This window comes from Kitasatospora sp. NPDC001603, from assembly GCF_040298365.1.
Classification (GTDB): Bacteria; Actinomycetota; Actinomycetes; order Streptomycetales; family Streptomycetaceae; genus Kitasatospora.
In genome coordinates this window covers 120,644-145,810 of sequence record NZ_JBEPAA010000008.1, presented here as the reverse complement: position 1 = coordinate 145,810, position 25,167 = coordinate 120,644, and the positions used below count along the sequence as shown (strand labels likewise).

Below are 25,167 nucleotides of genomic sequence, written 5' to 3'. Positions count from 1 at the left end.
GTGCACCCGACCGGACCCGTCGCCCGGCGATTCCCGCTGGTCGCCAGGATCCGGCCCGCGTGCCTGCCCCTGAACGCCCGTGTCGGCCGGCTCTCGGAGCTGGCCGACACGGCCTCACGGCAGACCGATCCGGGCCTGGCATCCACCGTCTTCAACCAGGCGGCCCTCCTCGCCTCCGACCTCGGCCTGCCCGAGTACGCCCGCGAGCTGTGCCACCGCCACGCCGACCTCTACCTGCCCCGTGGCCCGCTGACCGCGATGAGCGCCATCCGCGGCCTGGAGCCGATCGTCAACCTCGCCCGCCTCCACATCCGCGCCGGCCACCACCAGCGCGGCCACCAGCTCCTCCTCGACCTCTACCGCGCCGTCACCACCGCCGCCGCCCCCCTCCTCGACGGCATCACCGTCCCGGCCGAGCTGACCGAGACCGACCAGCAGCGCGCCGAGGTGCGGGCGTGGCTGTGGCGGGTCGTCATCGCCGACGGCACCCGCGCCCTCACCGCCGCCGGCCGCTGGAAGGACGCCCTGCGCCACATCGAGGAGCACCGCGGCATCGGCCGGCGCATCCTCGACGGCCGCCAGGTCGCCGTCCTCGCCTGCGCCACCACCGGCGACCTGCCGGGCGCGCTCGCCCTGCTGGAGGACACCGAGCCAGGCGATACCTGGGAGGCCGCGGTCACCGCTGTGCTCACCGCGCTGTGCCGGCCCGGCGACCACGACGCCGCCGACCAGGCGATCGACCACTGCCTCGCGCTCGACACAGAGGAGGGCCTCGCCGCCTTCACCACCCGCCTCACACTGACCGCCCTCGACGCCGCCGACCCGGACACCCCCTCCGCGCAAAACCTGCTGCGGCGGCTGACCAGCCGAACGAGTGAATCCGGCGACGGCTACGCACTTCGCGACCTCCTCGCCCACGAGGGCATCCGCACCCGCCTCGAACCGGACCGGATCAGCCCGCTCGAACGGGCGCTCGCCGCCTGCGCACTGGACGCCGGCGCCCTGCCCGAGGCCCTGTGGGGCCGCCTGGAGGAGGCCCTCGACCGCGCCCGACGGGTGCTCGAAACAGCCCCGTTCGACCCGGGATCGCCCGGGGGAAATCCGCTTGAGCGACGCAATCGAACAGCACCATCATCGGTCGCCACCCCACACGCCGGACCGCCCAACTCGACTTCTTGACAGCACACTTGCGGCGAACTTCGCTGTCGACAGCCGGTTCGGCGTGCACGGACACCACCAGCGCCCGGAGGTACCCCTGTGGAAGGCCCGACCATCCCGGCCCTCAGTACCCGCGCCCGGCCTCACCACCGGGTGACCCTGCCCGCCCGCGACACCGAGGAGCCCCTCCAGTGATCGACTTCGACACACTCACGGCCCTGGCCGCCAGCGAAGGCATCGAGCGAATCGGCGTCGGCGTCGTGGTCCGGGACACCTCGGGCCGGATCCTGATGATCCGCCGATCCCCCGACGACGTCCTGCCCGGCCTGTGGGAGTACCCGGGCGGCGGCCGGGAGGGCGACGAGCCCGTGGACGCCGGTGCGGTCCGCGAACTCGCGGAGGAGACCGGGATCACCGGCCTGCCGCTGGAGTACGCGCGGCACCTCGACTCCACCAGCCAGTACGGCAACCGGGTACGGCAGTTCGTCTTCACCACCGTCGTGCCGGACGGCACCCCGATCGCCCTCTCCCGGGACCACGACGACCATCAGTGGGCAAGTGCGGACGCTCTGCCTGCGACCGGCGACGGGCAGCGGGAGGTCGTCGAGTGGCTCGTCCGCCGTCTGGCCATCCCAGGCTGGCGGCCGGTCGGCGGCTACATCACCACCGTCGCCCGCCCCACGGCCTACGGCAGCTTCCTGGTCACCGACCCGCAGGGCCGCCTCCTCGGCATGCGCTCGACCATCAACCCGGACGTGTGGAACTTCCCCGGCGGCAACGTCGAGCACGGCCGCACGCCGTTCGCGACCGCGCTGATCGAGGGCATGGAGGAGCTGGGCCTCGATCTCGCCGCGGAGAATCCCGAGATCATCGCCCAGCGGCGCCTGGTGGCCGTCATCCACGAGCAGGCGGGCACGGAGTACCCGGTGCCGGTCTGCGGCTATGTCTTCGACGGTGGCGTCCTCACCCCCGAACAGCAGGCGAGGATCCAACTCGATCCGGCCGAGCACACCGAGTGGCGGTTCGAGACCGCGCACGACTGGCGCGCGCTCATGGAACCGCACCGCTACCAGCGGCTCCTGCAGGTGCTGCGCGCCCACCGCAGCGGCACGCCGCTGTACGTGGAGCGTCCGGCACCACCAGAGGACGACTTCGAAGGTGTCATGGTCCTGGTCACGGACGCCCGGGGTCGACTGCTGATGCACCACCGCGACCACAACCCGGGCATCGCGTGGCCGGGCCACTGGACGCCGATCGGAGGCTGGCGCGAGGGCCGGGAGACGGCCGAGGAGACCGCGGAGCGCGAGGTAGCCGAGGAGGCCGGGATCACCGTCTCCGGCCTACGGCCGGTACCCGGCCCGCAGCACGACCTCGTACACCCGCTCACCCGCGTCCTGCACGGCGTCTGGGACGGCCCCGAGAGCGACCTGCAGCTCGGAAACGAGGGTCTGGCCGTGCGCATGGTCCCCCTCGACGAGGTACCGCTGCTCAAAGTCCCGCCCTATATGCAGCACTACCTGCCACTACTCGCCGTCGGCCAGTCTCCCGGGAGGACGGCGTGAACCAGCGCGACGACCTCCGCCCCGCCGCTGCCCCGGCCTCCGGGACGGATCCGCTGACCCTGGTCGTCGGCGTCCACCTCGTCCTCACCGACGCCGACCGCGTACTGCTCGGCCGGCGCCGCAACACCGCCTACGCGAACGGCCTCTGGCACCTGCCGGCCGGGCACATGGAACGCGGCGAGCCGGTCACCCGCTCCATGACGCGCGAGGCCGAGGAGGAACTCGGCATCACCATCGCCGAGCACGACCTCGCGCTCGTCCACACCCTGCACCACCTCGACGCCGACGACGGCCGCAGCCGCCTCCAGCTGTTCTTCCGCCCCACCCGCTACCACGGCCACGTGCGCAACGCGGAACCGCACAAGTGCGAGGAACTGCACTGGTGGCCGCTCGACTCGCTGCCGGACGACACCGTCCCCTACACCGCCCACGCGCTCACCGAGATCACCCGCGGCAACACCCTGTCCACCGTCGGGTGGACCCCGTGAGCGCCCCCGACATGCCGCCCGACGTCGACCAGCTGCTGCGCACGACGGCCAAGGACTACAAGCTGCTGGGCGTGCGCTCCCTCGACCGGGCCGGCCACCCCGTCGTCTGGGAGGTCCTCGGTGCCGCCGGGCGCAGGCTGTTCGCCAAGCGCCACAAGAACGCGCTCATGCACCAGCGAGAAACCGCCGCCTACCGTCTCCTCGCACCAGCGCTCGGCAGCGGCCGGGCACCGGCCCTGCTTGCCGAGGACACCCGGTCGCTGCTCGTCGTCACCTCCGCGCTGCCCGGCACCCCGGTCATCAGCACCGACCTCACCGCCGCCGAGGAGCAGGAGGTGTACCGGCAGGCCGGGCACCTCGCCGCGGTCATCCACGCGCAGCCGACGGCCGGCGCTCCCGTCGGCGAGTACCTGCCCTGGGACCAGGAGCGCAAACGCGCGCTGGCCCGCGCACGGGAGGCGCGCCTCCCGGAGGAGGACATCACCGTCTTGGCCGAGGCGACCCGCCACGAACCCCCGCGCACGGCGCTCGCCTACTGCCACGGCGACTTCGGCCCGCGGAACTGGATCGTGCGCCGCGAGGGCGACCGGCTGCTGCTCGGGGTCATCGACTTCGAGCGCAGCCACGTCGAAGCACCCGCGCGACGCGACCTGATGCGCCTCACGCTCCAGCTCACCCCCCGTCGCCCCGACCTGCGAGCCGCATTCACTACGGGATACGGGCGCGAACTCACGCCGCAGGAGCGGGCGGCGTGCCGGGCGTGGGCCGCGATCGACTGCCCCGCCGCCCTGCGGTGGGCCCTCGATCACCACCACGACGAGGAGGTCCTCGGCTACGCCCGCACCGTCCTCGACCTGCTACGCCACCCGAACCCCGTTGCGTGAACTCCCATTTCCTCACTACCGGTTGGAGTCTCCGTGCAGTCCCTGCGTCAGGCCGTGTGCGTCATCGTCCACGACGAGAAGGCGAGCAAGGTCGCCTGCGTCCACTACGCCAACGACTCCTGGTCCACCGTGCCTGCCTGGACCGTCCCCGGTGGCAAGGTCGAGGAGGGCGAGCGTCTGAATGAAGCCGCCGCCCGCGAGCTGCGCGAGGAGTCGGGCCTGGTCGTCGCCCCCGAGGACCTGCGGCTGGTCCACACCATCCAGGTCAAGGCCGGGTGGGACGGCAAGGGCCCGTTCCTGCTCTCGGTCTTCGCCGCGACCTCGTGGCGGGGCGAGCTGACGAACACCGAGCCGGACAAGCACCTCGCCGTCCTGTGGATGGACGCCAAGACGCCGCCCACCCCGATGTTCCCCACCTCGCACGCCGCCCTCATCGCCTACCTCGCCGGCGACGGGCGGGGGTTCTCCACCTACGGCTGGGACGCCTCGGAGGACCTGCGCGCCCTGCTCGGGGCGTGAGGCCGGCGGGCCGTCACCGGCGGCCACCCGACCCGGCGCTGCCGACGGACGCCGACATCCGGCTCGACGCGGTCGGCCGTCGGCAGCACGTGGTGGAGGAAGGCTTCGTCGTCTTCCCGAACAGCACCGTCCCGTACGCCTACCGCACCGTGCACCGCCCGGACGGCGGCGTCGACCGGCACCTCGTCCGACTCGATCCCCCGCCACCGCACCTGCCCCACTGACCGCCCCTCCTGGAGGAATCCCCGTGCCCGGCCTTCACGTTCGCCCTGCCGGCCCGCAGGACGCCGACGAGTTGCTGCGCCTGCGCGTCGCGGTCCTCGACGGCGCCCAGCCCACCGACGAATGGCGCACGACCTTCCGCGACGACATGCGCGAACGCCTCGGTAACGACCCGAGCCTGCTCGCCTACGTCGTCCCCGCCGACGAGCACACGCTCGCCTCGTGCGCCATCGGCATCGTCTACCGCGGATACCGCGGCCCCACGCACCCCAGCGGACTGTGGGGCCGCGTCCACACGGTGGCCACCGACCCCGCCCACCGGCGCCGCGGACACGCGCGCTCCGTCACCACCGCCATCCTCCAAGCGCTCAAGGCAGCCGGCTGCGGCTCCATCGAGCTGCGCGCCACCGAGGCCGGTGCCCCGCTCTACCGCTCGCTCGGCTTCGGGCCGCTGGACGGCTACATGGCGCTGCGCCCCGGCCCGCAGGGCTGGACCCAGTGAGCGGCCTCAACCCCACCCCCGGCCTGCGGTCCCGCCCCGGCCACTGCGACCAGCGAGGAGCCTGTCCGTGGCCTTCGTCCCTCCCGAGCAATTCGTCCCGACCCTGCCGCACGGCGTCTCCTACGCTGGCGTGTTCCTCACCGACCGCCACGACCGGCCGCTGCTGCTCACCTCCGTCCACCACCCGGGCGAGTACCAGTACCCCGGCGGTCTCCTCGACCCGCGCGAGGACCCGTGGGCGTGCGCGCTGCGGGAGACCGCCGAGGAGATCGGCTTCGTCCCCGCCTGCCTCGACGACGCGCCGCGCCTGCTGATGCTCTCCTTCACCCCGCCCGAGCCGCCGTGGCCGTGGAAGCTCGGCGTCACCTTCGACGGCGGCCGGCTCACCGACGAGGAGATCGGGCGCATCACCCTCGACCCCGCTGAACACAGCGGCCACGCCGTGCGCACCTTCGAGGAGTGGTCGCACATCGTCGCCCCGCGCCGGCTGCGCACGCTCCGCGCCTCGCTCACCGTCCGTCGCACCGGCGCCGCCGCCTACCTCGTCTCCGAGCCCCGGATCCCCGGCGAGAACGGATGACGGTGTCCCAGCTCCGCAGCTTCCACACGAAGGAGAGTGCTTGAAAACCCGCTTGACCTCCCCCGAGGCCGACCCCGACGAGATCGTCTCCGACAGCGAGCGGTTCCTCTTCGGCGGTCGTCTGCGCTACGACTACGGCTTCACCTCCCACGAGCAGACCATGCTCAAGATCAGCTCCCTCACGGTCGCCCGCCAGATCCCCGGCATGCTCCGCACCGCCATTCAGCTGACCTGGCATGCCGACCGCGCGGCCCTGGTGGTCATCGCCGTCGCCGAGATCGGCCGCACCCTGGCCACGGCGCTCGGCCTGCTGGACACCAACCGGGCGCTCTCCTCCCTCTTCTCCTCCGGTGCCGCCGACCAGCTCCTGCGCGCCGCCCTGCCGACCGCGCTCACCGTCGGCGGCGCCTCCGCCCTCTCCGCACTGCTGGGCATCGCCTCGTCCTGGGCGGGCGACCGGCTGGAGCCACCGCAGGCGTTCCGGGCTTCGCCTCCGCCGTCACGCTCCGTACCTGCGAGCCGCTTCGCCAGGGCGGTGGTTCATCGACCTACGGGCACAAGAACCGCAGATAGCGGCGGAGTCTGGACGGCGGTCTGGCTCGGGGACCGTGGTGTCCAGGTCCAGCAGACGACGGTCCCGAGCCCGGTTCTGATCGATCTCGGCTGCCGAGTACCGGCGGCTCCAGCGGACGCGGCCGTCATGGATCCAGTAGTGCGACTGGCAGGGAAATGACCAGTTGCCGACCGACGGGGCAAGGGACACGTTCTCACCGTCATAGGCGATCGACCACTGCGCCGGGGCGAGCGGTGTGATGACTTCGTGTCCGCAGCCGCAACAGCACAGGTGACCGCAGGTGCGATAAGGGATCGAGACGTACAGCACCCCTGGTTCCATTGTTGGGGGGAATATCTCGGTGAAGACCGGGCGCAGGGTGTCCTGGGCGTTCACGGCAGGTCCTCGTTGGCGATCTCGTTGGTGATCAGCGAGTACGTGGTGTGGCCTTCGTCGGTGGCGTCGGCATAGACGCCGACGGAGCGCTTCCAGCGGATGACGGCCAGGACGGCGTTGAGCGCGTTCAGGTCCGCGGTCTGGATGTTCCGTGTGTAGGCGTCGCGTTCGGGCGCCGGCTGCGGGATGCGGCGGCGGGCTGCGTCACGGCGGCCGGGAAGGCTGATGGTGACGCGCAACAGTCCGCTGAGGCGGCCGTCGATCTCCTCGACGCCCATGCCGACGTCGGTGAACGGCACGTCGTGGGCCTCGAGCCAGTCGATGATCGCTGGCTTGCCGGCGGCGGCGTCGGAGGCGAGGAAGACGAACGTCGCTCCGGTGAGCAAGTGGAGGTTGTCCTCGTCCAGGTACTCCTCGCAGGCCTTCACGCCCCGGTGCATGTTCGCGTAGATCGAGGCGAGGTAGGCGGCCTTGGCCGGGCGGCCGCGCAGGGTCTCGAGAGTCGGGGCGCCCGGAGCTCGGAACGCGTTGTGGTTGTCGAAGGTGTCGCCGTCGACGAGGAGGATCGAGTCCACCTCGGTCTTGGCCACTTGGTCGAGGATGTAGCTCCCGCTGCCTCCGAGACCGACGATCACAACGCGGTGGCCTCGGAAACGGCGGTTGACGGCAGCGATGCCGGCGCGGGAGGTGGCGGTATCCCGGTAGACGAAGGGACTGTCGTCGTCGATCTCCTGCCACGCCGCGCCCGGCGTAGGGGTGGCCGAGGAATCGAGTGCGTGCGCCTGGTCGGCGATGATCCGCGCGTACGCGGTGATTTTCGTGTACTCGTCCGGGTAACCGTCGGGCCCGGGCTTACTGGAGAGCATGAAGTCCGCCCGCACGCCCTCGGCGACCTCCCGCAGCTCGGGGCTCGCCAGGGCCAGCGGCCGGCCGTGCTCGTCACACGGGACGGAGCCGCTGAACCAGATGCGGTGGTCGGTTCCGGAGACCAGGCGGTCTCCGCTGACGGTCACGGGGTAGGCGAGGAAGCCGTGCTCGACGCTGCGGTCTTCGGTGACGTACGGGATGTGCCGGACGATGATGTGGCCTCCGTGGACGACGACGTCATAGCCGTCGTCGAGAAGTCGGGCCAGGTCGGGGTCACGAGCGAGAAGTGCGGTAGACATCGAAGACCATCCCCTTCTTCACCGTGACGCTGTGGCCGACCGTGAGGCTGCCCGCTCCGTGTCCGTCGTGGCCGCGGCTGTAGCGGACCGTGTAGGTGTCCTGGTCGGTCGGCACCTGGCCGGGGTAGGCGAGGTCGACGACCTGCTCGAAGGTGATCTCCTTCGCCCCCCAGGTGTGCGGGCGGGTGTTGACGACAATGGTGACGGGCGCGGGCCCGTGGCTGTCCTGGGACATGAGTCCTCCTGAAGGTGTGATGTGCGGTCGGCCCCGGGTTCTCCCGGGAATTGGTGGGGCGGGCGGGTCGTTCGGCGTGCCGCCGGGAGCGGCGGCACGCCTGACGGGCCCGTGCCAAGCGCTGGGTCAGCGCCGGGGAAGGGCGAGGAGGTTATTGGTCGACACGCCGTCCGCGCGGGTCCGCAGGTACTTCTCGCCCTGGGCGGGCGTCACCACGAAGACTTCCGCGCGGCGCCCGGCCGCGTCGCTGGTGTAGGCCTTTCCGGACTGGTTCTCGATCCACTCGACGGTCTGCGCCCGGGTACTGCTTCCGGTGTTGCCGGATGTCTGGTTGGTCCACCACAGGTGGGTGATGTGCTCGTGCGTGGTACCGCCGGGGGACAGACGTACTGCGGTGATCTGAATGGCCATCGTTCTGTTTCTGCCGGCCGGGGTTCCGACGGCCCCGAGGCCGGCGCCCAGGATCCGTGAGCACCCGGTTCGGGTGCTTCGCCTGGGACAGACGACGTAACTCGCGAGTAGCGGTGTAGGCGGTGCGGATGGGACTTGCGGAGCGTCAGGAACAGTTCACGCAGCGGTCGCTGCCTGGCGAGAACATTCTGGGAGGGTGCAGAGTGAAGCAGTTGGGGCACAGGCGTTCGGCGACGCGGGGCGGGCAGGTGCAGCGGCCGCACTCAGGGCAGCTGGGGACGTGGCAGCGCGGGCAGGCCGGTTCGAAGGAGTGGTACTCCTCGTCGCAGTTCGCGCAGATGTACTCGCGTGACCGGGGGCCGGTGTCGGGGGTTGGCGGGGTGAAGGCGCGCCAGGGGGCGGAGTCGGCGACGAGGACGGCGACGAGGTAGCCGTCCATCGGCGCAATGTCGGTGTGCAGTTCACGTCCGAGGATGCCGTCGCGGTAGCGGACCTGGGTCCGCCCCCGGGCGCGGCCGGAGCCGGCCACGGCGCGGTCGACGACGGGGATATCGCTTTGGAGGCTGCCGCGTGGCAGCGGCGGAAAGCCGTGGGAGGCGCCGAAGACGAGGCGCCCCGCACGGTCGAGGAGAAGGATGTGTCCGGGCGCGGGCAGCCGCTGGGCGGCCCGGACACACACCGCCATTCGGGAGGCATTGCTCGCCCGCCACAGCTGGGCGACCGCCGACGCGTCGGGTCCCTTGGCGTCCAAGTGCCGGTCAACGAGGGAGGCGGGCAGCAGGATCTCCGCGGCAAACGCGTCACAGGCCGCGTCCTCGAGGAGGACGCCACCATCAGGTTCCCTGCTGAAGGCATCCATGAGGGCGAAGCTGTTCTTCTGCAGATGGTGGCCCAGCTCGTGCAGGGCGGTGAAGTCCCGCCGTGCGTGGCTGGCCGAGGTGGCGACCGACAGACGCGGTGGCGGCCCGAAGTCGTACGCCCCGGCGACACTGCATCCTTGCTCCGCCGTATTCTCCTCAACATCCACAACGATCAGCTCGGGCCAGCTCCTCAGCTCCGCGAGAGCGCCCTGCCCCAGGCGATCTACCGCACCGCAACGGGCCGCTTCGAGCTCCTCGACCATCGCCGAGGCCTGGGTCCGGGCCGCGCCGGCAAGCACGTAGTCGACCACGCGTCACTCCCCTACTCGCCCAGAACCAGTTCGAAATAGCGGTCTGTGCGTGCCGTCCAGTTCGGTCCGGCAGGTCCCCCTTGACGCGCCGCAAGCGCGAAGATGCCGTACGCGGCACGCAGCCGCGCATCGTGCTCGGCCTCGTCGTATCGCCCAGCAAGCGCCTTCACCTGCGCGCGGCGCAAGGGCCGGTTCAGCTCGTGCACGACATCCGGCGGCAGGGCGGGGTTGGCTGCGATCAACTGGCCGGCCGGCTGACCGAGGCGCTCGGCCAGCGCGGCGGCCTGATCGGCGGTGAGGGGCTGCTGTCCCCTCCACACGGCCAATGCTTGCGGCGGCGGCAGCTTCAGCTCGGCCGCGAGATCCGCCGCAGTGACAGCCTTGTCTCGAAACAGCTGCGGCAAGCCTCCTGATCCCTGCGGGGCCCACTGCCCCGAGCGGAGGACCGCGATCCGGTCGGCCAGGACCTCGCGGTACTCGTTGCCCGCAGCGGACACGGCTGCGGCACTGCCCCGCCGCGAGCCGGCTAGGGCATCGGCGAGCGTGTGTACCGTGAGGGCGGGAGGACGGCTGGTCAGCTCGCTGACCTGCCGGTCCAGCACACACCACGGAAGGGTGGTCTCCAAGCCCCACCACAGTGCCAACGGCTCCTCCAAGGTGGATGCCGAGGCGGGCAGGAGCAAGGTGTCGGCGTCGGCGAACCGCTCGAAGGACGCCGGTACAGCCTGCACAGTGTCATAGTCGCCGACCGCTGTGACGAGCAGCAGTTGGACCACTTCCTCCCAGACCGCGCGCCAGATCTGGCCAGGTTGCGGGTCCCGGGGTGGTGCGGCGGTTACCCGGAGGACAGCGTCGGGTACCTTCAACTGCGCCGCAGCTGCCACCAGCCGCTGGTAGGCCGTGGTGTGGACAGAACTCATACCGTCTCCCCCGTGGCTGTGGTCCATCAGTGCATTCTCTCTTCACCGGATCCGGACGACATAACTCGAGGCCGTTCAGGACGGGGCACCGCCGCAGCGCCGCAGCAGCGCCGCCATCACCGACTGCTGGTCGCTTTCCGCCGACAAGGCCCTACCAAGCGTCGTCTTGAGGTTCGACAGAACAGCAGCCGCGTGGCCGCGCCGGATCTCCAACAACTGCGCCGCGTGATGAGCGTCCTTGTCGAGGTGGGGAAGCAGCAGGCGCTCGTTGGGGGACAGACGCTGCCAGATGTCGTCGGCCACCCCCTCGACCCCGACAGGATCGGCCGTAGCAGCCGAGCGCTGTGGGACGAGTTCGGAGACAGTCCCCTCATCTGCGTACAGCGTGATGAAACGAGCCGGCGCCAAGAGCTCGAACCGGGCCTGGAGCACCTTGGCGAGATCTTCCTCCCGCACCGCGCCCTGCGCATAATGCAGCACGTTCAGGAGAATGGTCTTGAGGGCATGGACTGTCTGCTTGGGTGTGGGGCCGGAATGGTTCCAGCGGGTGATGCCGACTCCTGTCACCCGTGCCGCTTGCGCAATCAGGTCGTCGAGGTCTCCCTGCCATACGGCGCCCTCGGCATGCTCGGCCAATGCCCATCGCGGTGGCGAACCCGGGCCCTTACGGTAGACCGGGTCCTCGCTCATCAGACGGGCGATCCGGCGCCGGACCTTGCCCCGCGGCGTCTTCTTCGCCTCGTCGATGAAGAAATTCTTGATCGCTGCGAGAAATAGGCGCTCTAGCGAGGCTTCGTCGACAGCGAGAACGGAGCAGCTGGTGACGAACTTCCGTCCCTCTCCCTCGCGGGTCAGCATCGACGTGATTACGTCGTCGGCTGCATCATCGCTCCACTCTGCGTACCCGTCGGGCGGCGGAAAGCCGTAGGTTCGGCGTACCTGGTGAACCAGCCGCCGCAACAGATCGAGTGTGACAGGCCCCAGCTCGCCTGTCGGCGACAGTTCCTCGAAAGCGCTACTTGCCACGAGCCACCCCGATTCCCCGCTCCCCGTCCGGCGTCCGCAGCCAGAGGGCCTCGACCTGCAACACCAACATCTGCACCCATGGCGCGGGACGCGCCGAGGATTCCGAGAAGCGAATATTGGCTGTGCCAATGTTGGAATACAGTAGGCCCCGGCAAATGGCTGATCAAGAGCTCAGGTATGCTCCATCGCTAGCGCCTACGCCTACTACTCGCTCGGCCCTCTTCACCAGTCCCCCGGCCCATCTGACGGCCACGTCCGGACTCGCTGGAGCGTTCGTCGCTCGGAGGCCGCCGTCCCCTCGAGCTGGACGTGACGCGGCGCCACGCAGAGGGCACATCTGAGGGCACATTCGAGCGGGTCACCCCGGGACAGTCCAGGTCAGAGGCTTGTCCGATTTCCACCACTTGCCCGAGTGAAGGCATATTTGCGCAGGCCAGCGCGGTCCGCGTCCAGTCCTGGTACTACTGGCGCACGCTGGTCTGAGCCTCCCACCGGCTCCGGGCCCGTCGCGGCCCGGAGCCGGTGCCTCCGGATTCGATGCCTCCGGAGTCGGGGCTCAGACGCCGGCCGGCTCGAACGCGTAGGCCGCCACCTCGGCCAGCAGCGCCGCCCGGCGGTCCTCGTCCAGGAACGAGGCGCGGAAGGAGTTGGCGGCGAGCAGGCGCAGCGTCTCGGGCGCGAGCGCGAGGGCCCCGGCCACCGCACGGAAGTTGTCGTCGACGTAGCCGCCGAAGTACGCCGGGTCGTCGGAGTTGACGGTCACCAGCAGGCCCGCCGCGAGCATGGCGGGCAGCGGGTGGTCGGCCAGCGTGTCGACGCAGCGCAGGCGCACGTTGGAGAGCGGGCAGAGGGTGAGCGGGATCTGCTCGCGGACCAGGCGGTCGACCAGCGCCGGGTCCTCCAGGCAGCGCAGACCGTGGTCGATCCGCTCGACCCCGAGGACGTCCAGGGCCTCGGTGACGTACGAGGCCGGGCCCTCCTCCCCCGCGTGGGCGACCCGGTGCAGCCCGGCCTCGGCGGCGCGCCGGTAGACCTCGCGGAACTTGGCCGGCGGGTTCCCGACCTCAGCCGAGTCGAGTCCGATCCCGGTGATCCGGCCGAAGTGCGGCCGGGCGGCCTCGAAGGTCTCCAGCGCGGACTCGGCGGACTCGTCCCGCAGGAAGCACATGATCAGCCGGGTGCTGACGCCGTACCGCTCCTCGCTGCGGTCCAGGGCCCGCCCGAGGCCCTCCACCACCACGTCCAGCGGCACCCCGCGGGCGGTGTGCGCCTGCGGGTCGAAGAAGATCTCGGCGTGCCGCACCCCCTGCCCGGCGGCCCGGGCCAGGTACGCGTCGGCGAGGTCGGCGAAGTCCGCCTCGGTGCGCAGCACCGTCATCAGCGCGTAGTAGAGGTCCAGGAAGGACTGCAGGTCGCTGAAGGAGTAGGCCCGGCGGAGCTCCTCGGTGTCGGCGTACGGGAGCGTGACGCCGTTGCGCGCGGCGAGCGCGAAGGCGAGTTCCGGCTCCAGGGTGCCTTCGATGTGCAGGTGGAGTTCGGCCTTGGGCAGCGGCATGGGTGATCGTTCCGAATTCTGGGAGGGAAAGGAAGGGACGTCCGGATAGTCATCGTACGATCCGGTCACCCGCCCGCCACCTCCCCGGGCCCCCGTGCGAGGCGTCCGGGCGGCACGCCTCGCGAAAGGCCCCGGGGGCGACGACACTGCCGGTACGGGAGTCCCGTCGGCACACCGGTGTACCGGCCGCGGTCGGGGGCACCCGGGTACGGGGGGATTCGCGCCGAGGAGGTAGTGGACCATGCGGCACCCGGACGACGCTCCGCACACCAGGCCCGCGGGGATCTCCCCGCACGCCCTGGGCAACGACACCCTGCTGCACGAGCTGGAGCAGCTGCACCGGACCAGGCACGAGACCTTCCTGTACGGGTCGGAGGAGGCCCTGAAGCGGCACACCCTGCGGACCGGGCAGCTGGAGGCGGAGTACCTGCACCGGTTCCCGAACCGGCTGGTCACGGCCGGCCGGACCAGGGCGGGTGCCCGCGCCCGGGAGGCCGCGGCGCGGGTGGAGTCGCTGCCGGAGTGAGGCCGCGGCGGCCGGTGCCCGGCGGGACACGCCGGGCGGCGGTGGTGCGCTCGGGGCGGGGTGTCGGCCAGGGTGGAGCAACGACTCCGGAGCAATCCCCCACGGACACCTGGGAGCCCACCGCATGGCCATCGCAAGCGTCAACCCCGCGACCGGCGAGACCCTGGAGACCTTCGAAGCGCTGGACGCCGCCGGCATCGAGCAGCGGCTGGCCCGCGCCGAGGCGGCGTTCCAGTCCTACCGCACCACTTCCTTCGCGTACCGCGCCGAGCTGCTGCGCCGCGCCGCCGACCTGCTGGACGCCGACCTGGAGTCCGTCGCCCGCACGATGACCGAGGAGATGGGCAAGCCGCTGGCGGCCGCCCGCGCCGAGGCCGCCAAGTGCGCGAAGGCGATGCGCTGGTACGCCGAGAACGCCGAGGGGCTGCTCGCCGACGAGCACCCCGCCCCGGCCGACGTCGCCGACTCCGGCGCCGCCCGGGCCTACGTCCGCTACCGCCCGATCGGGGTGGTGCTGGCCGTGATGCCGTGGAACTTCCCGTTCTGGCAGGTGATCCGGTTCGCCGCGCCGGCCCTGATGGCGGGCAACGTCGGCCTGCTGAAGCACGCGTCCAACGTGCCCCGGACGGCGGTGGCCCTGGAGGAGCTGTTCCGCCGGGCCGGGTTCCCGGAGGGCTGCTTCCAGACCCTGCTGATCGGCTCGGGCGCGGTGGAGGGCGTGATCCGCGACCGCCGGGTGGCCGCGGTGACGCTGACCGGCAGCGAGCCCGCCGGGCGGGCGGTGGCGGCGACGGCCGCGGACGAGGTGAAGAAGGCCGTGCTGGAGCTGGGCGGCAGCGACCCGTTCGTGGTCCTGCCGAGCGCGGACCTGGACGCCGCCGTGGCCACCGCCGTCCGGGCCCGGGTGCAGAACAACGGGCAGTCCTGCATCGCCGCCAAGCGCTTCATCGTGCACACCGCCGTGTACCGGCCGTTCACCGAGGCGTTCACCGCGGCCATGCGGGCGCTGACCGTCGGCGATCCGATGGAGGAGGCGACCGAGGTCGGCCCGATGGCCAGCAGCCAGGGGCGGGACGACCTGGAGGAGCTGGTCGAGGACGCCCGGGCGCACGGCGCCGGGGTGGAGTGCGGCGGCCGCCGACCGGCGGGCCGGGAGGCCGGCTGGTTCTACGAGCCGACGGTGCTGACCGGCATCACCCCGGCGATGCGGATCCACCTGGAGGAGACCTTCGGGCCGGTCGCCACCGTCTACGAGGCCGCCGACCTGGACGAGGCGGTGGCGCTGGCCAACGACACGCCCTTCGGACTCAGCTCCAACGTCTGGACCACCGACCCGGCCGAGCAGGAGCGCTTCGTCCGGGACATCCAGGCCGGCGGGGTGTTCTTCAACGGCATGACGGCCTCGCACCCGGCCCTGCCGTTCGGCGGCGTTAAGCGCTCGGGCTTCGGACGCGAGCTGAGCGGCCACGGGATCCGGGAGTTCTGCAACATCACCACCGTCTGGGTGGCCTGACGGCGGCCGGGGCGGGGTCAGGACGGCCCCGCCCCGGCCGGTGTCAGGCGGCCATCCGGTGCCTGCCCTGGCCGGGCGTCATCCAGCGGGCGACCATGCCGCACAGCGCGATCAGGGTGACGCCCCACACGATGCTGAAGACGATCAGCCAGGGCAGCGAGGTCACCTGGGACCCGACGGCGCCGAGGCCGAGCGAGAGCGCGAGCATCAGCACCACGGCCGTCGGACCGAGGCTGAGCAGGCCGTGCCAGGCCCGGTGCGCCAGGCTCGGGTGCCGCGGCGCGTCGGGGCCCGTGTCGAGCGCCTTGTAGGTCAGTAGGTCCATCTGGGATCGCCTCCGGACGTCGGGGACTGCCGGTGATCAGCTCACCAAGGCCTCACGAGACCTTGCGGGGAGCTGCGGACTTCCTGCTGGTGGTCTTCTTCGCGGCCGCGGCCGGCTTCGCGGTGCCGGCCGCGGTCCTGGTGGCGGCCCGGTCCGCGGTGGCCCGGCCGGTGGCCGTCCTGGGAGCCGTCGCCTTCTTGGCCGCCGCTTTCCCGCCCGCCGCCTTCCCGGCGGGCGCGCGCTTGCGGGGTGCCGGGGCCGCCACCGGGGGCGGCTCCTCCACCGCCGTCGGACCGGCCTCCGGTTCGGCGCCCGGCCCGGCCCGGCGGCTGCGGTGGGCGCCCTTGGCCTCCTTGAGACTGCTGCGCAGCGCCGCCATCAGATCGATGACGTTGTCCGGAGCCTCGCCGGGCTCCTCCTCGTGCGGCACCTCGACGCCCTGGATCCGGGCCTCGATGACCTGCTGCAGCGCCTGCTGGTAGTCGTCGTGGAGCTGGGAGAGGTCGAAGTCCTCGGAGAGCGTGTCCATCAGCGAGCGGGCCATCTTCAGCTCCTGCGGCCGCACGGTCACCTGCTCGTCGGGCGCGATCCCGGCCGCCGGGCGGACCTCGTCGGGCCAGATGCAGGTCTGCAGCACCAGCGTCCCGTCGTGCACCCGCAGCACGGCCGGCGACTCCCTGGTCCGCAGCGCGATCTTGGTGACCGCGATCCGGCCGGACTCGGTGAGCGCGTCGCGCAGCAACGCGTACGGCTTGGCGGCGGCCTTGTCGGCGACACCGACGTAGTAGGCCTTGGAGAACATCAGCGGGTCGATCTCGGCCGCGTCCACGAACGCCAGCACGTCGATGACCTTCTTGCTGGGCAGCGGCAGCTCGGCGAGGTCCTCGTCGGTGAGGGTGACGGTCCGCCCGTCGGGCGACTCGTAGCCCTTGGCGATCTCCGCGTAGGGGACTTCCGTCCCCTCCTGCTCGCAGTACCGCTTCATCCGCACCCGGCCGCCGTCCTTCGCGTGCACCTGGTGCAGCGGGACGTCGTGCTCCTGGGTCGCGGAGTACAGGTGGACGGGGATGCTGACCAGCCCGAAGCTGATCGTCCCCTTCCAGGTGGTCTGCATGGGGTGTCGCCCCTTCCCGGACGGTCCCCCTCCCGGAGATTTCCACTGTGCCCGGATTCACCCCGATCGGCCACACGGTCCCGGTCCGGGCCGACGCGGCGCCGGACCGGGCCGGACCGGCGGACAATGGCCGGGAGCCGAGGAGGTGGCACCATGCCGGGGACGCGCCCGCCCCCGCCGCCCGAGCGGACCACGTACGTCGTGACGTACGCCGTGGCCGGGGAGCCCGGGGTCCGGCGGGCGGAGGTCACGGTGGTGCCCGGGTACTCGCAGGAGAGCGACATCCCGCGGATCCTCGCCGCCCGCCTCACCGGGCGGCCGGAGGGCGCGCGGATCGTCCTGCTGGAGCTGCGCCCGGCCTGAGGCTCCGGCCGGCCGCGGGGGCGGGACCCGCCGAACGGAGGCACCGGGGCGTGTCACCGGGTGATCGCGCCGGATCGCCCGGCACCGCTCCCTAGCATCGGGACTCCGTGGTCCCGCCCGACCAGGCGTGACGGAACGTCACCCCGGCCCCAGGAGCGTTCATGCCCTCGTCCTCGGGCGGCCCCGCCCGCATCCCCGGCCCGGCCCGCCCCCCGCAACCGCCCCGGCGCGGCGCCCTGCGGCGACTGGGCGAGTGGTGCGCGCGCCACTCGGTCCTGGTGATCGTGCTCTGGCTGGTCGCCCTGGCCGGCGTCCAGGTGATCGACCGGGCGGTCGGCGGGACGTTCTCGGACGACTTCTCGCTCTCGGACACCCAGGCGCAGGAGGGCCGCAACGTCCTCCAGGCGCACGAACCGGCGGCCGGCGGCACCAGCTCCCAGGTGGTGCTCCACGACAGCCGGTCACTGACCGGGTTCCAGAGCCAGATCGACCAGGTGGTCGGCTCGCTGAGCGCGCTGCCGCACGTGCAGTCCGCGCAGAGTCCGCTGCCGCCCGCCGGCCAGCCCTCCCCGCCCGGCGGCCCGCTGGCCGCGGACGGCCTCACCGGCTACCTCACCGTCCGCTTCGACGTGAACCCCACGACGCTCGGCGGCGACTACCTCGACGGCGTCGACGCCGCCGTCGCCCCGTTGCGGGCGGCCGGGGTGGAGGTCGAGTACGGCGGGCCGCTGGGCGAACTGGCGCGCCCGGTGGCCGACGACCGGGTCAGCGAGCTGATCGGCTTCGGGGTCGCGATCGTCGTTCTGCTGATCGGCTTCGGCAGCGTGATCGCGGCCGGCCTGCCGCTGGTCACCGCCCTGATCGGGGCCGTCGTCGGCCTCGGGGTGCTCGGCCTGCTGGCCGCCGCCACCACCTTCGCCACGGTCGCCCCCACCCTGGCGACCATGATCGGCATCGGCGTCGGCATCGACTACGCGCTGTTCCTGCTCACCCGGCACCGACAGGGCCTGATGGACGGCAAGGACCCGGTGGCCTCCGCCGGGCACGCCGTGGCGACCAGCGGCCGGGCGGTGCTGGTCTCCGGCTGCACCGTGGTGATCGCGCTGGCCGGTCTGGTCGTCTCCCGGGTCAACTTCATCGCCAAGCTCGGCGCCGCCGCGGGGGTGACGGTGATCTCCGCCGTCCTCGCCGCCCTCACCCTGCTCCCGGCCCTGATGGGCCTGATCGGCCGCCGGATGGACCGCTGGACGGTGCATTCGCCGGTCGCCGAGACCGGCGTCGCGCCCGGCGAGGAGATCACCGGGACGTGGCACCGCTACGCCCAGCGGGTGGAGCGCCGTCCGTGGTGGTTCCTGGCCGCCGGGGTGGTCGTCGTCGGCGTCCTCGCCGTCCCGCTCTTCTCCATCCAGCTCGGCCACATCGACGACGGGGCCGACCCGACCACCTTCACCGACCGGCGCGCCTTCGACCTGATGTCCGACGCCTTCGGCCCCGGCTCCAACGGCCCGATCACCGTGGTCGTCGACCAGAGCGCCGTCGCGGCCGACGCCCGGCCGGCGCTGCTGAGCTCCGTGCAGCAGGCGCTGGCCGGCACGCCCGACACCTCCGGCGTCACCCCGCTCCAGACCAGCTCCGACGGTGACGTGCTGTTCAACACCGTCACCCCCGCCCAGCGGCCGCAGGACGAGCAGACCACCCAGCTGGTCGGGCACCTCTCCGGCACCGTCCTGCCGCAGGCCGTGGCGGGGAGCGGCGCCAAGACCTACGTGACCGGCACGACGGCCGCCCAGGTGGAGTTCGCCGACATCGTGGCCGCCCGGCTGCTGCCGATCATCGCGGTGGTGGTCGGCCTGGCCTTCCTGATCATCCTGACCGTCTTCCGGGGCCTGCTGATCGCGGTGAAGGCGGCCGTGCTCAACCTGATCTCCATCGCCGCCTCCTACGGCGTCCTGGTGGCGGTCTTCCACTGGGGCTGGGGCGGGCCCGCGCTGGGGGTCGCCGGGACGGTGCCGATCGAGAGCTACGTCCCGATGATGATGTTCGCCATCGTCTTCGGCCTCAGCATGGACTACGAGATCTTCCTGCTCTCCCGGGTGCACGAGGCCTGGCTGAGCACCGGGGACAGCCGGGGCAGCGTGGCCCACGCCCTGGAGATCACCGCCAGGGTGATCACCTGCGCGGCGCTGATCATGGTCAGCGTGTTCGCCGCCTTCATCGTGAGCGACAACATCGTGATCAAGATGATGGGCCTCGGGCTGGCCGTCAGCGTGCTGATCGACGCCACCGTGGTCCGGCTGCTCATGGTCCCGGCCGTGATGACCCTGCTGGGCCCCGCCGCCTGGTGGACGCCCCGCTTCCTGGACCGGGTGCTCCCGCACCTCGACACCGAGGGCGCGGGCGAGCGGGCCTGAGGGCGGCGGGGCGGCCGGCCCGGCGGGGCGGCGCGGGCCGGGCGGGCCGCCCGGCTCAGGCCTGGAGCGAGGCCAGCGTGACGATGGTGATGTCGGACGGCGCGCCGACCCGGACCGGCGGGCCCCAGGCCCCGGCCCCACGGGTCACGTACAGCTGGGTGTCGCCGTACCGCTCCAGCCCGGCGACGGTGGGGTTGGCCAGTTCGGCCAGGTAGTTGCCCGGCCAGAGCTGGCCGCCGTGGGTGTGGCCGGAGAGCTGGAGGTCGACGCCGTGCCGGACGGCGTCGTGGACGGTGACCGGCTGGTGCGAGAGCAGCACCGAGGTGCGGGCCCGGTCGCGGTCGCCGAGCGCCTTGTCGAAGTCCGGGCCGTCGCCCTCGGTGCGCCCGGCGATGTCGTTGACCCCGGCCAGGTCGAACCCGGCGAGCTCCACCCGGGCGTTCTGCAGCGGGTGGACGCCCAGCTCGCGGACGAAGTCCACCCAGGGGGCCGCGCCGGAGAAGTACTCGTGGTTGCCGGTGACGAAGTACGCGCCGTCCCGCGCCCGCAGCTGCGCCAGCGGCTCCGCCGCACGCCCGAGTTCGGCGACCGAGCCGTCCACCAGGTCACCGACGATCGCGATCAGGTCGGGCTGCGCGCCGTTGATCGTGTCGACGATCCGCCGGGTGTGCTCGCGTCCGAGGATCGGGCCCAGGTGGATGTCGCTGACCACGGCGATCCGGTAGCCGTGCGCCCGCGCGGGCAGCTTGGCCAGCGGCACGGTGACCTGCTTCAGACGCGGCCCGCGCAGCACCCCGTAGGTGCCGGTGCCGACCACGGCGGCCGCCGCGCCGGAGGCGCCGATCGCGAGCGTCCGGGCGACGAAGAGCCGGCGCCCGGGCGAGGGCACGGCGGTCGGCACCGGCTCGCCGGCGGCCGGCTCGGCTGCGTCGCCGTCCGCCGCCGCGGGGGCGGCCGCGGATGCGGGGGCGGCCACCGGCTCCGGCGGGGTCGCGGCCCGCGGCCGCGGCAGCCGGAGCAGCAGCGGGCGGAGGGCCTCACCGACCGCCACCGCCATCAGCAGGTAGAGCAGCACCGCCAGCCAGAGGTAGCCCGGCCAGGCCAGCCAGCGCTCGACGGACATCGGCAACCCCCGCCCGCCGACCAGCGCGCCCAGCGAGAGCAGCGGCAGCACGACGGCCAGCACGGTGCCCGCCCGGCGCCACCGACCGCCGGGAGCGGAGACGTCGCGCACCAGGCGCCGCCAGAGGTACCAGTGCGCGAGGGCCAGCACGGCCAGGACGGCGAGGACGCCGAGCACCACGAGGACGATCATCACGCCGCCAGTATGAACGCCCGCCCGGCCGGCGCCGACAACGGCCCCCGAGGCCGCCGCACCGGCTGGCGCTGTGTCAGATTTGAGCTTTCCACCACCCCGGTCCACCCGCTCTGACCTGGCGCTTTGTGTCCGCTGAGCGAACATTTCCGAAGGCCTTGTTCCGATACTCGTAGGTAGAAGTTAAGTTGCACCGCAATGCGCGGGTCCGTCCCCCACCCTCCGGCGTTCGAGCCGAGGGGCAGCCGCGCGGGAAAGGCACAGGGCACCCTCGATGAGTGCGGAAACCACCACCTCGGCCGGCTCGCCGCCGGCCGATGCCGCTCCGCAGCAGCAGAAGCAGCTCCAGCACGGTCAGGGCGCCGACGGGCACCTGAAGGCCGGGCTCAAGAACCGCCACCTGTCGATGATCGCGATCGGCGGCGTGATCGGCGCCGGCCTGTTCGTGGGCTCCGGCGCGGGCATCGCGGCCACCGGCCCCGGCATCCTGCTCTCCTACACCCTCGCCGGCGTGCTGGTCGTCCTGGTCATGCGGATGCTCGGTGAGATGGCGGCGGCCGACCCGCAGAGCGGATCGTTCTCGGCCTACGCCGACCGGGCGCTCGGCCGCTGGGCCGGCTTCTCGATCGGCTGGCTGTACTGGTTCTTCTGGGTCGTGGTGCTGGCCGTCGAGGCCACCGCCGGGGCGAAGATCCTCAACAACTGGGTGCCCGGCGTGCCGCAGTGGGCGTTCGCACTGATCGTGATGGCGGTGCTGACCGCCACCAACCTCTTCTCGGTGGCCTCCTACGGCGAGTTCGAGTTCTGGTTCGCCGGCATCAAGGTGGTGGCGATCGCCGCCTTCCTGGTGATCGGCACGCTGGCCGCGTTCGGGCTGCTGCCCGGCACCCACGCGGTCGGCACGGAGAACCTGACCGGCCACGGCGGCTTCCTCCCGCACGGTGTGGGCGCGGTCTTCACCGGCATGCTCACCGTGGTCTTCGCCTTCATGGGCAGTGAGATCGTCACCCTGGCCGCCGGCGAGTCGGAGGACCCGGAGAAGGCGGTCAGCAAGGCCACCAACAGTGTGATCTGGCGCATCGGCATCTTCTACCTGGGTTCGATCCTGCTGGTCGTGACCCTGCTCCCGTGGGACTCGGCGGCCGTCAAGGGCAGCCCCTACGTGGCCGTGCTGGAGCACGTCGGCATCCCGGGCGCCGGCCAGGTGATGGACGTGATCGTGCTGACCGCCGTGCTCTCCTGCCTCAACTCGGGGATGTACACCGCCTCCCGGATGGCCTTCTCGCTGGGCCAGCGCGGCGACGCCCCCAAGGCCTTCGCCTCGGTGACCAGCCGCGGCGTGCCGCGGATCGCGATCCTCGTCTCGGTGGTCTTCGGCTTCGTGGCGGTGTTCTTCAACTACACCTCCCCCGACACCGTCTTCTCCTTCCTGCTCAACTCCTCCGGCGCGGTGGCGCTCTTCGTCTGGCTCGTGATCTGCTTCTCCCAGTTGAGGATGCGCAAGATCATCGAGCGCGAGACGCCCGAGCGCCTGACCGTCCGGATGTGGCTGTACCCCTACCTCACCTGGACCGCGATCGGCATGATCGGCTTCGTGATGGCGTACATGTTCACCGACGCCGACGGGCGGAAGCAGATGTACCTGTCGCTGGTCGCCGCAGCCATCGTGCTGACGGCATCGGCCGTGGTGGGCCGCAGGCGACGGGCTGCGGCAGTGGCGCCGGCTGCCTGAGCCGTCGCGCCGCCCGCACGCCGGGCCCGGGAGCCGTTGCGGAGGCTCCCGGGCCCGGTGGCGTTTTCCGGCCCGGCGCCCCGGGGCCGGGACCGTCTCCGGCGCGCGGTGCGATTTCCGGCCCGGTGCCCGGCGGGCCCGCCCCCGGTACCGGATCAGGACGGGACGGAGATGACCCGCCGACGCCCAGCCCCTACCCTTCCCCCTATGCGAGATCTTGCAGCGGGGTTGGGGTACCTGGCCAAGGGCCAGAAGTGGGTGGGCCGGCACGGCCGCTGGTGGGGCTTCGGGATGCTGCCCGCGCTGATCACCCTGGTCGGGTACGTGGTGGCGCTGGTGTTCCTCGGCGGCTGGTCGGAGGAGCTCGCCGAGTGGGCCACCCCGTTCGCCGACGGCTGGGGCTCGCCCTGGCAGGGCCTGCTGCGCACCGCCCTCGCCGCGATCGTCTTCGGCGGCGGGCTGCTGATCTCCGTCATCACCTTCACCGCCGTCACGCTGCTGGTCGGCCAGCCGTTCTACGAGTCGCTCTGCGAGAAGGTCGACGAGACCGAGGGCGGCGCGCCCACCCCGCCGGACGTGCCGCTCTGGCGCGAGCTGGCCGTCTCGGCGCGGGACAGCCTCTACGTGCTGGTCCGGGTGGCCGGGTTCGGCGTCCTGCTGTTCGCCTGCGGGTTCATCCCGGTGGTCGGGCAGACGCTGGTGCCGGTGGCCGGGTTCCTGGTGTCCGGCTTCTTCCTCACCGTCGAGCTGACGGCGGTGGCCCTGCAGCGGCGCGGCGTGCCGCAGCGCGAGCGGATCCGGCTGCTGCGCTCCCGGCTCGGGCTCGCCTTCGGCTTCGGCGTGCCGCTGATCCTGGGCTTCCTCGTCCCGCTGGTGACCGTCCTCGCGATGCCCGGCGCGGTGGCCGGTGCCACCCTGCTGGCGCGCGACCTGGTGCCGGTGGAGGACGCCGAGGACGAGCCGGACGAGCAGGACCGGCAGGACCGGCAGGACCCGGCGGACGATGCGGGCGGGGCGCCGGAGGTGCCCGGGTACGGCGAGCATGGACCGGTGCCGGGGAACCCGTACGCGACGGGCCCGGAGCCGGTCCGGCCGTACGGGGGGCCGAACCCGTACTCCTCCCGCTGAGGGCCGGGGGCGCGGAGCGGTGACCGTCCGGTCACCGCGCGTCGCACCGGGGCCGCCGCGCTGTGAAGCCGCCCACACGGCTCCGCGCTGCTACTGCCCTCGATAGTTGTCGCCGGGCCGCGGTTCGCCCACGCAGCCGCGGAGCGGCACCGCCCGGCCGTACCGGCCCGGTGGCCGGACCCGGAGCGGACCGCGAAGAACGCAGGCCACCGCGCCGATTCACCCCCTGCTCCGTCGGACCGGCGGTCGACCGGCCGTCGGTCGACGGGATCGGACCCCCCACCTCGAAGCGCCCGGCCGCGGCCGGGCGCTTCGCCGTTCGGGCCGCCCCACCCACTACCCGCCGTAGTAGCCGCTGCCTTTGCCGCCCCCGCCGGGCTCTGCGAAGAATGGCCAGTCGCCAGGCAGCGCGAACCGGTCCGTCCGCCGCGCGTCCCGCCCGCCCCGCCGTCACGGCCGGGGTGCCATGGCCGTCCCGGACGGCCTCGCGGGCCCTGTCCGCCCGTGTCCTCGTGCCGGAGCCCCCGTGCTCCCCGGTACGGCCCCCGACGGAAAAGGATCGTCCGCTCCATGCAGCTCAGCCATGCCCGCCGCAACTCGCTGATCACCGGTATCACCACCCTCGTGGTGGCGGGTGCGGCCACCGCCGCCCTCGCCGTCCCGCAGAGCGGCGGCAGCGTCGCCGAGGCGGCCGCCCCGGTGGCCGGTGTCTCCGTGGACGGGCAGCCGGTGGCCGACCCGGCCGCGGCCGACGCCGCTGCTGCGGCTGCGGCTGCTGCCCAGGCACAGGCGCAGGCCCAGGCCCAGGCCGAGGCGGACGCCGCCGCGCAGGCGCAGGCCGCCGCGCAGGCCCAGGCCGAGGCGAAGGCCCAGGCGGACGCCAAGGCCAAGGCCGACGCGGAGGCCGCCGCCTCCCGCTCGCAGGAGCGCGCCGCGCTCAACGCGAAGCCCGCCTACTCCGGCAGCGCCCGGGAGATCGCCGCCCAGATCGTCCCGGCCGGCCAGCTGCAGTGCTTCAGCAACATCGTGTCCCACGAGAGCAGCTGGAACCACCTCGCCGTCAACGCCTCCTCCGGCGCCTACGGCCTGGTCCAGGCGCTCCCCGGCTCCAAGATGGCCTCGGCCGGCGCCGACTGGCGCACCAACCCCGCCACCCAGATCAAGTGGGGCCTGGACTACATGAACTCCCGGTACGGCAGCCCCTGCGGCGCCTGGTCCTTCTGGCAGAGCCACCACTGGTACTGAGCCGACCCGGCCGGTAGCAGCCCCGAGGACCCCGCGCGGCAGACCCGCGCGGGGTCCTCGCCCTTTCTCGCACCCAGGGGTCCGGGACCGCGCCGCGACCGGCCCGTCCGCGCGGCACCGGCGCCGTCGTCCGATCCGCCCGGCGGC

The 25,167-nt window shown here is 72.4% G+C and carries 26 protein-coding genes and 1 pseudogene; 16 read left to right on the top strand and 11 right to left on the bottom strand.

Features of this window, described 5'->3' with window-relative positions; all coding sequences use genetic code 11:
* The 9 genes from ABT263_RS08325 (at position 1) to ABT263_RS08285 (ending at position 6,648) form a co-directional block, all read left to right on the top strand.
* Positions 1 to 1,179, top strand: a complete 1,179-nt coding sequence (locus ABT263_RS08325; RefSeq protein WP_352288860.1) for a hypothetical protein — start codon at positions 1 to 3, stop codon at positions 1,177 to 1,179.
* Positions 1,180 to 1,349: 170 nt separating this feature from the next.
* Positions 1,350 to 2,720 (top strand): NUDIX hydrolase, encoded by a 1,371-nt coding sequence (locus ABT263_RS08320; RefSeq protein ID WP_352288857.1) that lies wholly within the window; start codon positions 1,350 to 1,352, stop codon positions 2,718 to 2,720.
* A complete protein-coding gene (locus tag ABT263_RS08315) occupies positions 2,717 to 3,208 on the top strand; it encodes an NUDIX hydrolase (protein ID WP_352288854.1) in 492 nt (163 codons plus the stop codon). The genes ABT263_RS08320 and ABT263_RS08315 overlap by 4 nt, the downstream gene beginning before the upstream one ends.
* Entirely contained in the window at positions 3,205 to 4,092 is an 888-nt protein-coding gene (locus ABT263_RS08310; RefSeq protein WP_352288851.1) for a phosphotransferase family protein, read from the top strand. Before ABT263_RS08315 ends, ABT263_RS08310 begins: the two co-directional genes overlap by 4 nt.
* A 33-nt stretch (positions 4,093 to 4,125) precedes the next feature.
* Positions 4,126 to 4,611 carry an NUDIX domain-containing protein gene (locus ABT263_RS08305; protein ID WP_352288849.1) on the top strand — a complete coding sequence of 162 codons (486 nt, stop codon included), beginning with the start codon at positions 4,126 to 4,128 and terminating at the stop codon, positions 4,609 to 4,611.
* Positions 4,608 to 4,835, top strand: a complete 228-nt coding sequence (locus ABT263_RS08300; protein WP_352288846.1) for a hypothetical protein — start codon at positions 4,608 to 4,610, stop codon at positions 4,833 to 4,835. The genes ABT263_RS08305 and ABT263_RS08300 overlap by 4 nt, the downstream gene beginning before the upstream one ends.
* A 23-nt stretch (positions 4,836 to 4,858) precedes the next feature.
* Positions 4,859 to 5,335: a GNAT family N-acetyltransferase gene (locus tag ABT263_RS08295; RefSeq protein WP_352288843.1), complete on the top strand. Its 477-nt coding sequence runs from the start codon at positions 4,859 to 4,861 to the stop codon at positions 5,333 to 5,335.
* Positions 5,336 to 5,402: 67 nt separating this feature from the next.
* Complete coding sequence (locus ABT263_RS08290) at positions 5,403 to 5,915, top strand: NUDIX domain-containing protein (RefSeq protein WP_352288841.1); 513 nt, start codon at positions 5,403 to 5,405, stop codon at positions 5,913 to 5,915.
* Between the two features lie 40 nt (positions 5,916 to 5,955).
* Complete coding sequence (locus tag ABT263_RS08285) at positions 5,956 to 6,648, top strand: hypothetical protein (RefSeq protein ID WP_352289011.1); 693 nt, start codon at positions 5,956 to 5,958, stop codon at positions 6,646 to 6,648.
* A gap of 9 nt (positions 6,649 to 6,657) precedes the next feature.
* On the opposite strand, the pseudogene ABT263_RS08280 reads toward ABT263_RS08285, so the two are convergent.
* The 8 genes and pseudogenes from ABT263_RS08280 to ABT263_RS08245 all read right to left on the bottom strand — a co-directional run.
* Positions 6,658 to 6,810: pseudogene (locus ABT263_RS08280) on the bottom strand (ubiquitination-like system serine protease family protein); the annotation flags it as partial.
* A 50-nt stretch (positions 6,811 to 6,860) separates the two neighbouring features.
* Positions 6,861 to 8,030, bottom strand: coding sequence for a ThiF family adenylyltransferase (locus tag ABT263_RS08275; protein WP_352288838.1), 1,170 nt, complete (start codon positions 8,028 to 8,030; stop codon positions 6,861 to 6,863).
* Positions 8,005 to 8,265: a multiubiquitin domain-containing protein gene (locus ABT263_RS08270; RefSeq protein WP_352288835.1), complete on the bottom strand. Its 261-nt coding sequence runs from the start codon at positions 8,263 to 8,265 to the stop codon at positions 8,005 to 8,007. The genes ABT263_RS08275 and ABT263_RS08270 overlap by 26 nt, the downstream gene beginning before the upstream one ends.
* Before the next feature lie 126 nt (positions 8,266 to 8,391).
* Positions 8,392 to 8,676 (bottom strand): DUF3892 domain-containing protein, encoded by a 285-nt coding sequence (locus ABT263_RS08265; protein WP_352288832.1) that lies wholly within the window; start codon positions 8,674 to 8,676, stop codon positions 8,392 to 8,394.
* Between the two features lie 145 nt (positions 8,677 to 8,821).
* Entirely contained in the window at positions 8,822 to 9,847 is a 1,026-nt protein-coding gene (locus ABT263_RS08260) for an ImmA/IrrE family metallo-endopeptidase (RefSeq protein WP_352288829.1), read from the bottom strand.
* Positions 9,848 to 9,858: 11 nt separating this feature from the next.
* Positions 9,859 to 10,767 carry a hypothetical protein gene (locus ABT263_RS08255; RefSeq protein WP_352288826.1) on the bottom strand — a complete coding sequence of 303 codons (909 nt, stop codon included), beginning with the start codon at positions 10,765 to 10,767 and terminating at the stop codon, positions 9,859 to 9,861.
* A gap of 75 nt (positions 10,768 to 10,842) precedes the next feature.
* On the bottom strand, positions 10,843 to 11,793 hold the full coding sequence (locus ABT263_RS08250; protein WP_352288825.1) for a hypothetical protein: 951 nt from the start codon (positions 11,791 to 11,793) through the stop codon (positions 10,843 to 10,845).
* Between the two features lie 556 nt (positions 11,794 to 12,349).
* Positions 12,350 to 13,348 carry an adenosine deaminase gene (locus ABT263_RS08245; RefSeq protein WP_352288822.1) on the bottom strand — a complete coding sequence of 333 codons (999 nt, stop codon included), beginning with the start codon at positions 13,346 to 13,348 and terminating at the stop codon, positions 12,350 to 12,352.
* Between the two features lie 241 nt (positions 13,349 to 13,589).
* Here ABT263_RS08245 and ABT263_RS08240 point away from each other — a divergent pair, with 241 nt between their 5' ends.
* On the top strand, positions 13,590 to 13,874 hold the full coding sequence (locus ABT263_RS08240) for a DUF6158 family protein (RefSeq protein ID WP_352288819.1): 285 nt from the start codon (positions 13,590 to 13,592) through the stop codon (positions 13,872 to 13,874).
* A gap of 124 nt (positions 13,875 to 13,998) precedes the next feature.
* Positions 13,999 to 15,387, top strand: a complete 1,389-nt coding sequence (locus ABT263_RS08235; RefSeq protein WP_352288816.1) for an NADP-dependent succinic semialdehyde dehydrogenase — start codon at positions 13,999 to 14,001, stop codon at positions 15,385 to 15,387.
* A 43-nt stretch (positions 15,388 to 15,430) separates the two neighbouring features.
* Here the strand turns inward: ABT263_RS08235 and ABT263_RS08230 are convergent, their stop codons facing one another.
* On the bottom strand, positions 15,431 to 15,712 hold the full coding sequence (locus tag ABT263_RS08230; protein WP_329486470.1) for a hypothetical protein: 282 nt from the start codon (positions 15,710 to 15,712) through the stop codon (positions 15,431 to 15,433).
* 52 nt (positions 15,713 to 15,764) lie between these two features.
* Positions 15,765 to 16,826: a non-homologous end joining protein Ku gene (ku, locus tag ABT263_RS08225; RefSeq protein ID WP_352288814.1), complete on the bottom strand. Its 1,062-nt coding sequence runs from the start codon at positions 16,824 to 16,826 to the stop codon at positions 15,765 to 15,767.
* A gap of 153 nt (positions 16,827 to 16,979) precedes the next feature.
* Between ku and ABT263_RS08220 the strand changes: the two genes are divergently transcribed.
* Positions 16,980 to 17,189, top strand: a complete 210-nt coding sequence (locus tag ABT263_RS08220) for a hypothetical protein (RefSeq protein WP_352288811.1) — start codon at positions 16,980 to 16,982, stop codon at positions 17,187 to 17,189.
* Between the two features lie 161 nt (positions 17,190 to 17,350).
* Positions 17,351 to 19,600, top strand: a complete 2,250-nt coding sequence (locus ABT263_RS08215; protein WP_352288808.1) for an MMPL family transporter — start codon at positions 17,351 to 17,353, stop codon at positions 19,598 to 19,600.
* Between the two features lie 55 nt (positions 19,601 to 19,655).
* On the opposite strand, the gene ABT263_RS08210 is transcribed toward ABT263_RS08215, so the two are convergent.
* Positions 19,656 to 20,915, bottom strand: coding sequence for a metallophosphoesterase (locus tag ABT263_RS08210; RefSeq protein WP_352289008.1), 1,260 nt, complete (start codon positions 20,913 to 20,915; stop codon positions 19,656 to 19,658).
* Between the two features lie 274 nt (positions 20,916 to 21,189).
* Here ABT263_RS08210 and ABT263_RS08205 point away from each other — a divergent pair, with 274 nt between their 5' ends.
* The 3 genes from ABT263_RS08205 (at position 21,190) to ABT263_RS08195 (ending at position 25,020) form a co-directional block, all read left to right on the top strand.
* On the top strand, positions 21,190 to 22,647 hold the full coding sequence (locus ABT263_RS08205; RefSeq protein ID WP_380393866.1) for an amino acid permease: 1,458 nt from the start codon (positions 21,190 to 21,192) through the stop codon (positions 22,645 to 22,647).
* A 207-nt stretch (positions 22,648 to 22,854) separates the two neighbouring features.
* The gene (locus ABT263_RS08200; protein WP_352288805.1) at positions 22,855 to 23,775 is read left to right on the top strand and encodes an EI24 domain-containing protein; all 921 of its coding nucleotides are present in this window, start codon (positions 22,855 to 22,857) and stop codon (positions 23,773 to 23,775) included.
* Between the two features lie 570 nt (positions 23,776 to 24,345).
* Entirely contained in the window at positions 24,346 to 25,020 is a 675-nt protein-coding gene (locus tag ABT263_RS08195) for an aggregation-promoting factor C-terminal-like domain-containing protein (RefSeq protein ID WP_352288802.1), read from the top strand.
* Positions 25,021 to 25,167 lie beyond the last annotated feature (147 nt).

Coding starts and splice junctions, on each gene's coding strand:
- ABT263_RS08265 (WP_352288832.1), bottom strand. CDS start 8,676: ATGGCCATTCAGATCACCGCAGTACGTCTGTCCCCCGGCGGTACCACG.
- ABT263_RS08270 (WP_352288835.1), bottom strand. CDS start 8,265: ATGTCCCAGGACAGCCACGGGCCCGCGCCCGTCACCATTGTCGTCAAC.
- ABT263_RS08255 (WP_352288826.1), bottom strand. CDS start 10,767: ATGAGTTCTGTCCACACCACGGCCTACCAGCGGCTGGTGGCAGCTGCG.
- ABT263_RS08215 (WP_352288808.1), top strand. CDS start 17,351: ATGCCCTCGTCCTCGGGCGGCCCCGCCCGCATCCCCGGCCCGGCCCGC.
- ABT263_RS08275 (WP_352288838.1), bottom strand. CDS start 8,030: ATGTCTACCGCACTTCTCGCTCGTGACCCCGACCTGGCCCGACTTCTC.
- ABT263_RS08200 (WP_352288805.1), top strand. CDS start 22,855: ATGCGAGATCTTGCAGCGGGGTTGGGGTACCTGGCCAAGGGCCAGAAG.
- ku (WP_352288814.1), bottom strand. CDS start 16,826: ATGCAGACCACCTGGAAGGGGACGATCAGCTTCGGGCTGGTCAGCATC.
- ABT263_RS08245 (WP_352288822.1), bottom strand. CDS start 13,348: ATGCCGCTGCCCAAGGCCGAACTCCACCTGCACATCGAAGGCACCCTG.
- ABT263_RS08220 (WP_352288811.1), top strand. CDS start 16,980: ATGCCGGGGACGCGCCCGCCCCCGCCGCCCGAGCGGACCACGTACGTC.
- ABT263_RS08235 (WP_352288816.1), top strand. CDS start 13,999: ATGGCCATCGCAAGCGTCAACCCCGCGACCGGCGAGACCCTGGAGACC.
- ABT263_RS08240 (WP_352288819.1), top strand. CDS start 13,590: ATGCGGCACCCGGACGACGCTCCGCACACCAGGCCCGCGGGGATCTCC.
- ABT263_RS08195 (WP_352288802.1), top strand. CDS start 24,346: ATGCAGCTCAGCCATGCCCGCCGCAACTCGCTGATCACCGGTATCACC.
- ABT263_RS08210 (WP_352289008.1), bottom strand. CDS start 20,915: ATGATCGTCCTCGTGGTGCTCGGCGTCCTCGCCGTCCTGGCCGTGCTG.
- ABT263_RS08230 (WP_329486470.1), bottom strand. CDS start 15,712: ATGGACCTACTGACCTACAAGGCGCTCGACACGGGCCCCGACGCGCCG.
- ABT263_RS08205 (WP_380393866.1), top strand. CDS start 21,190: ATGAGTGCGGAAACCACCACCTCGGCCGGCTCGCCGCCGGCCGATGCC.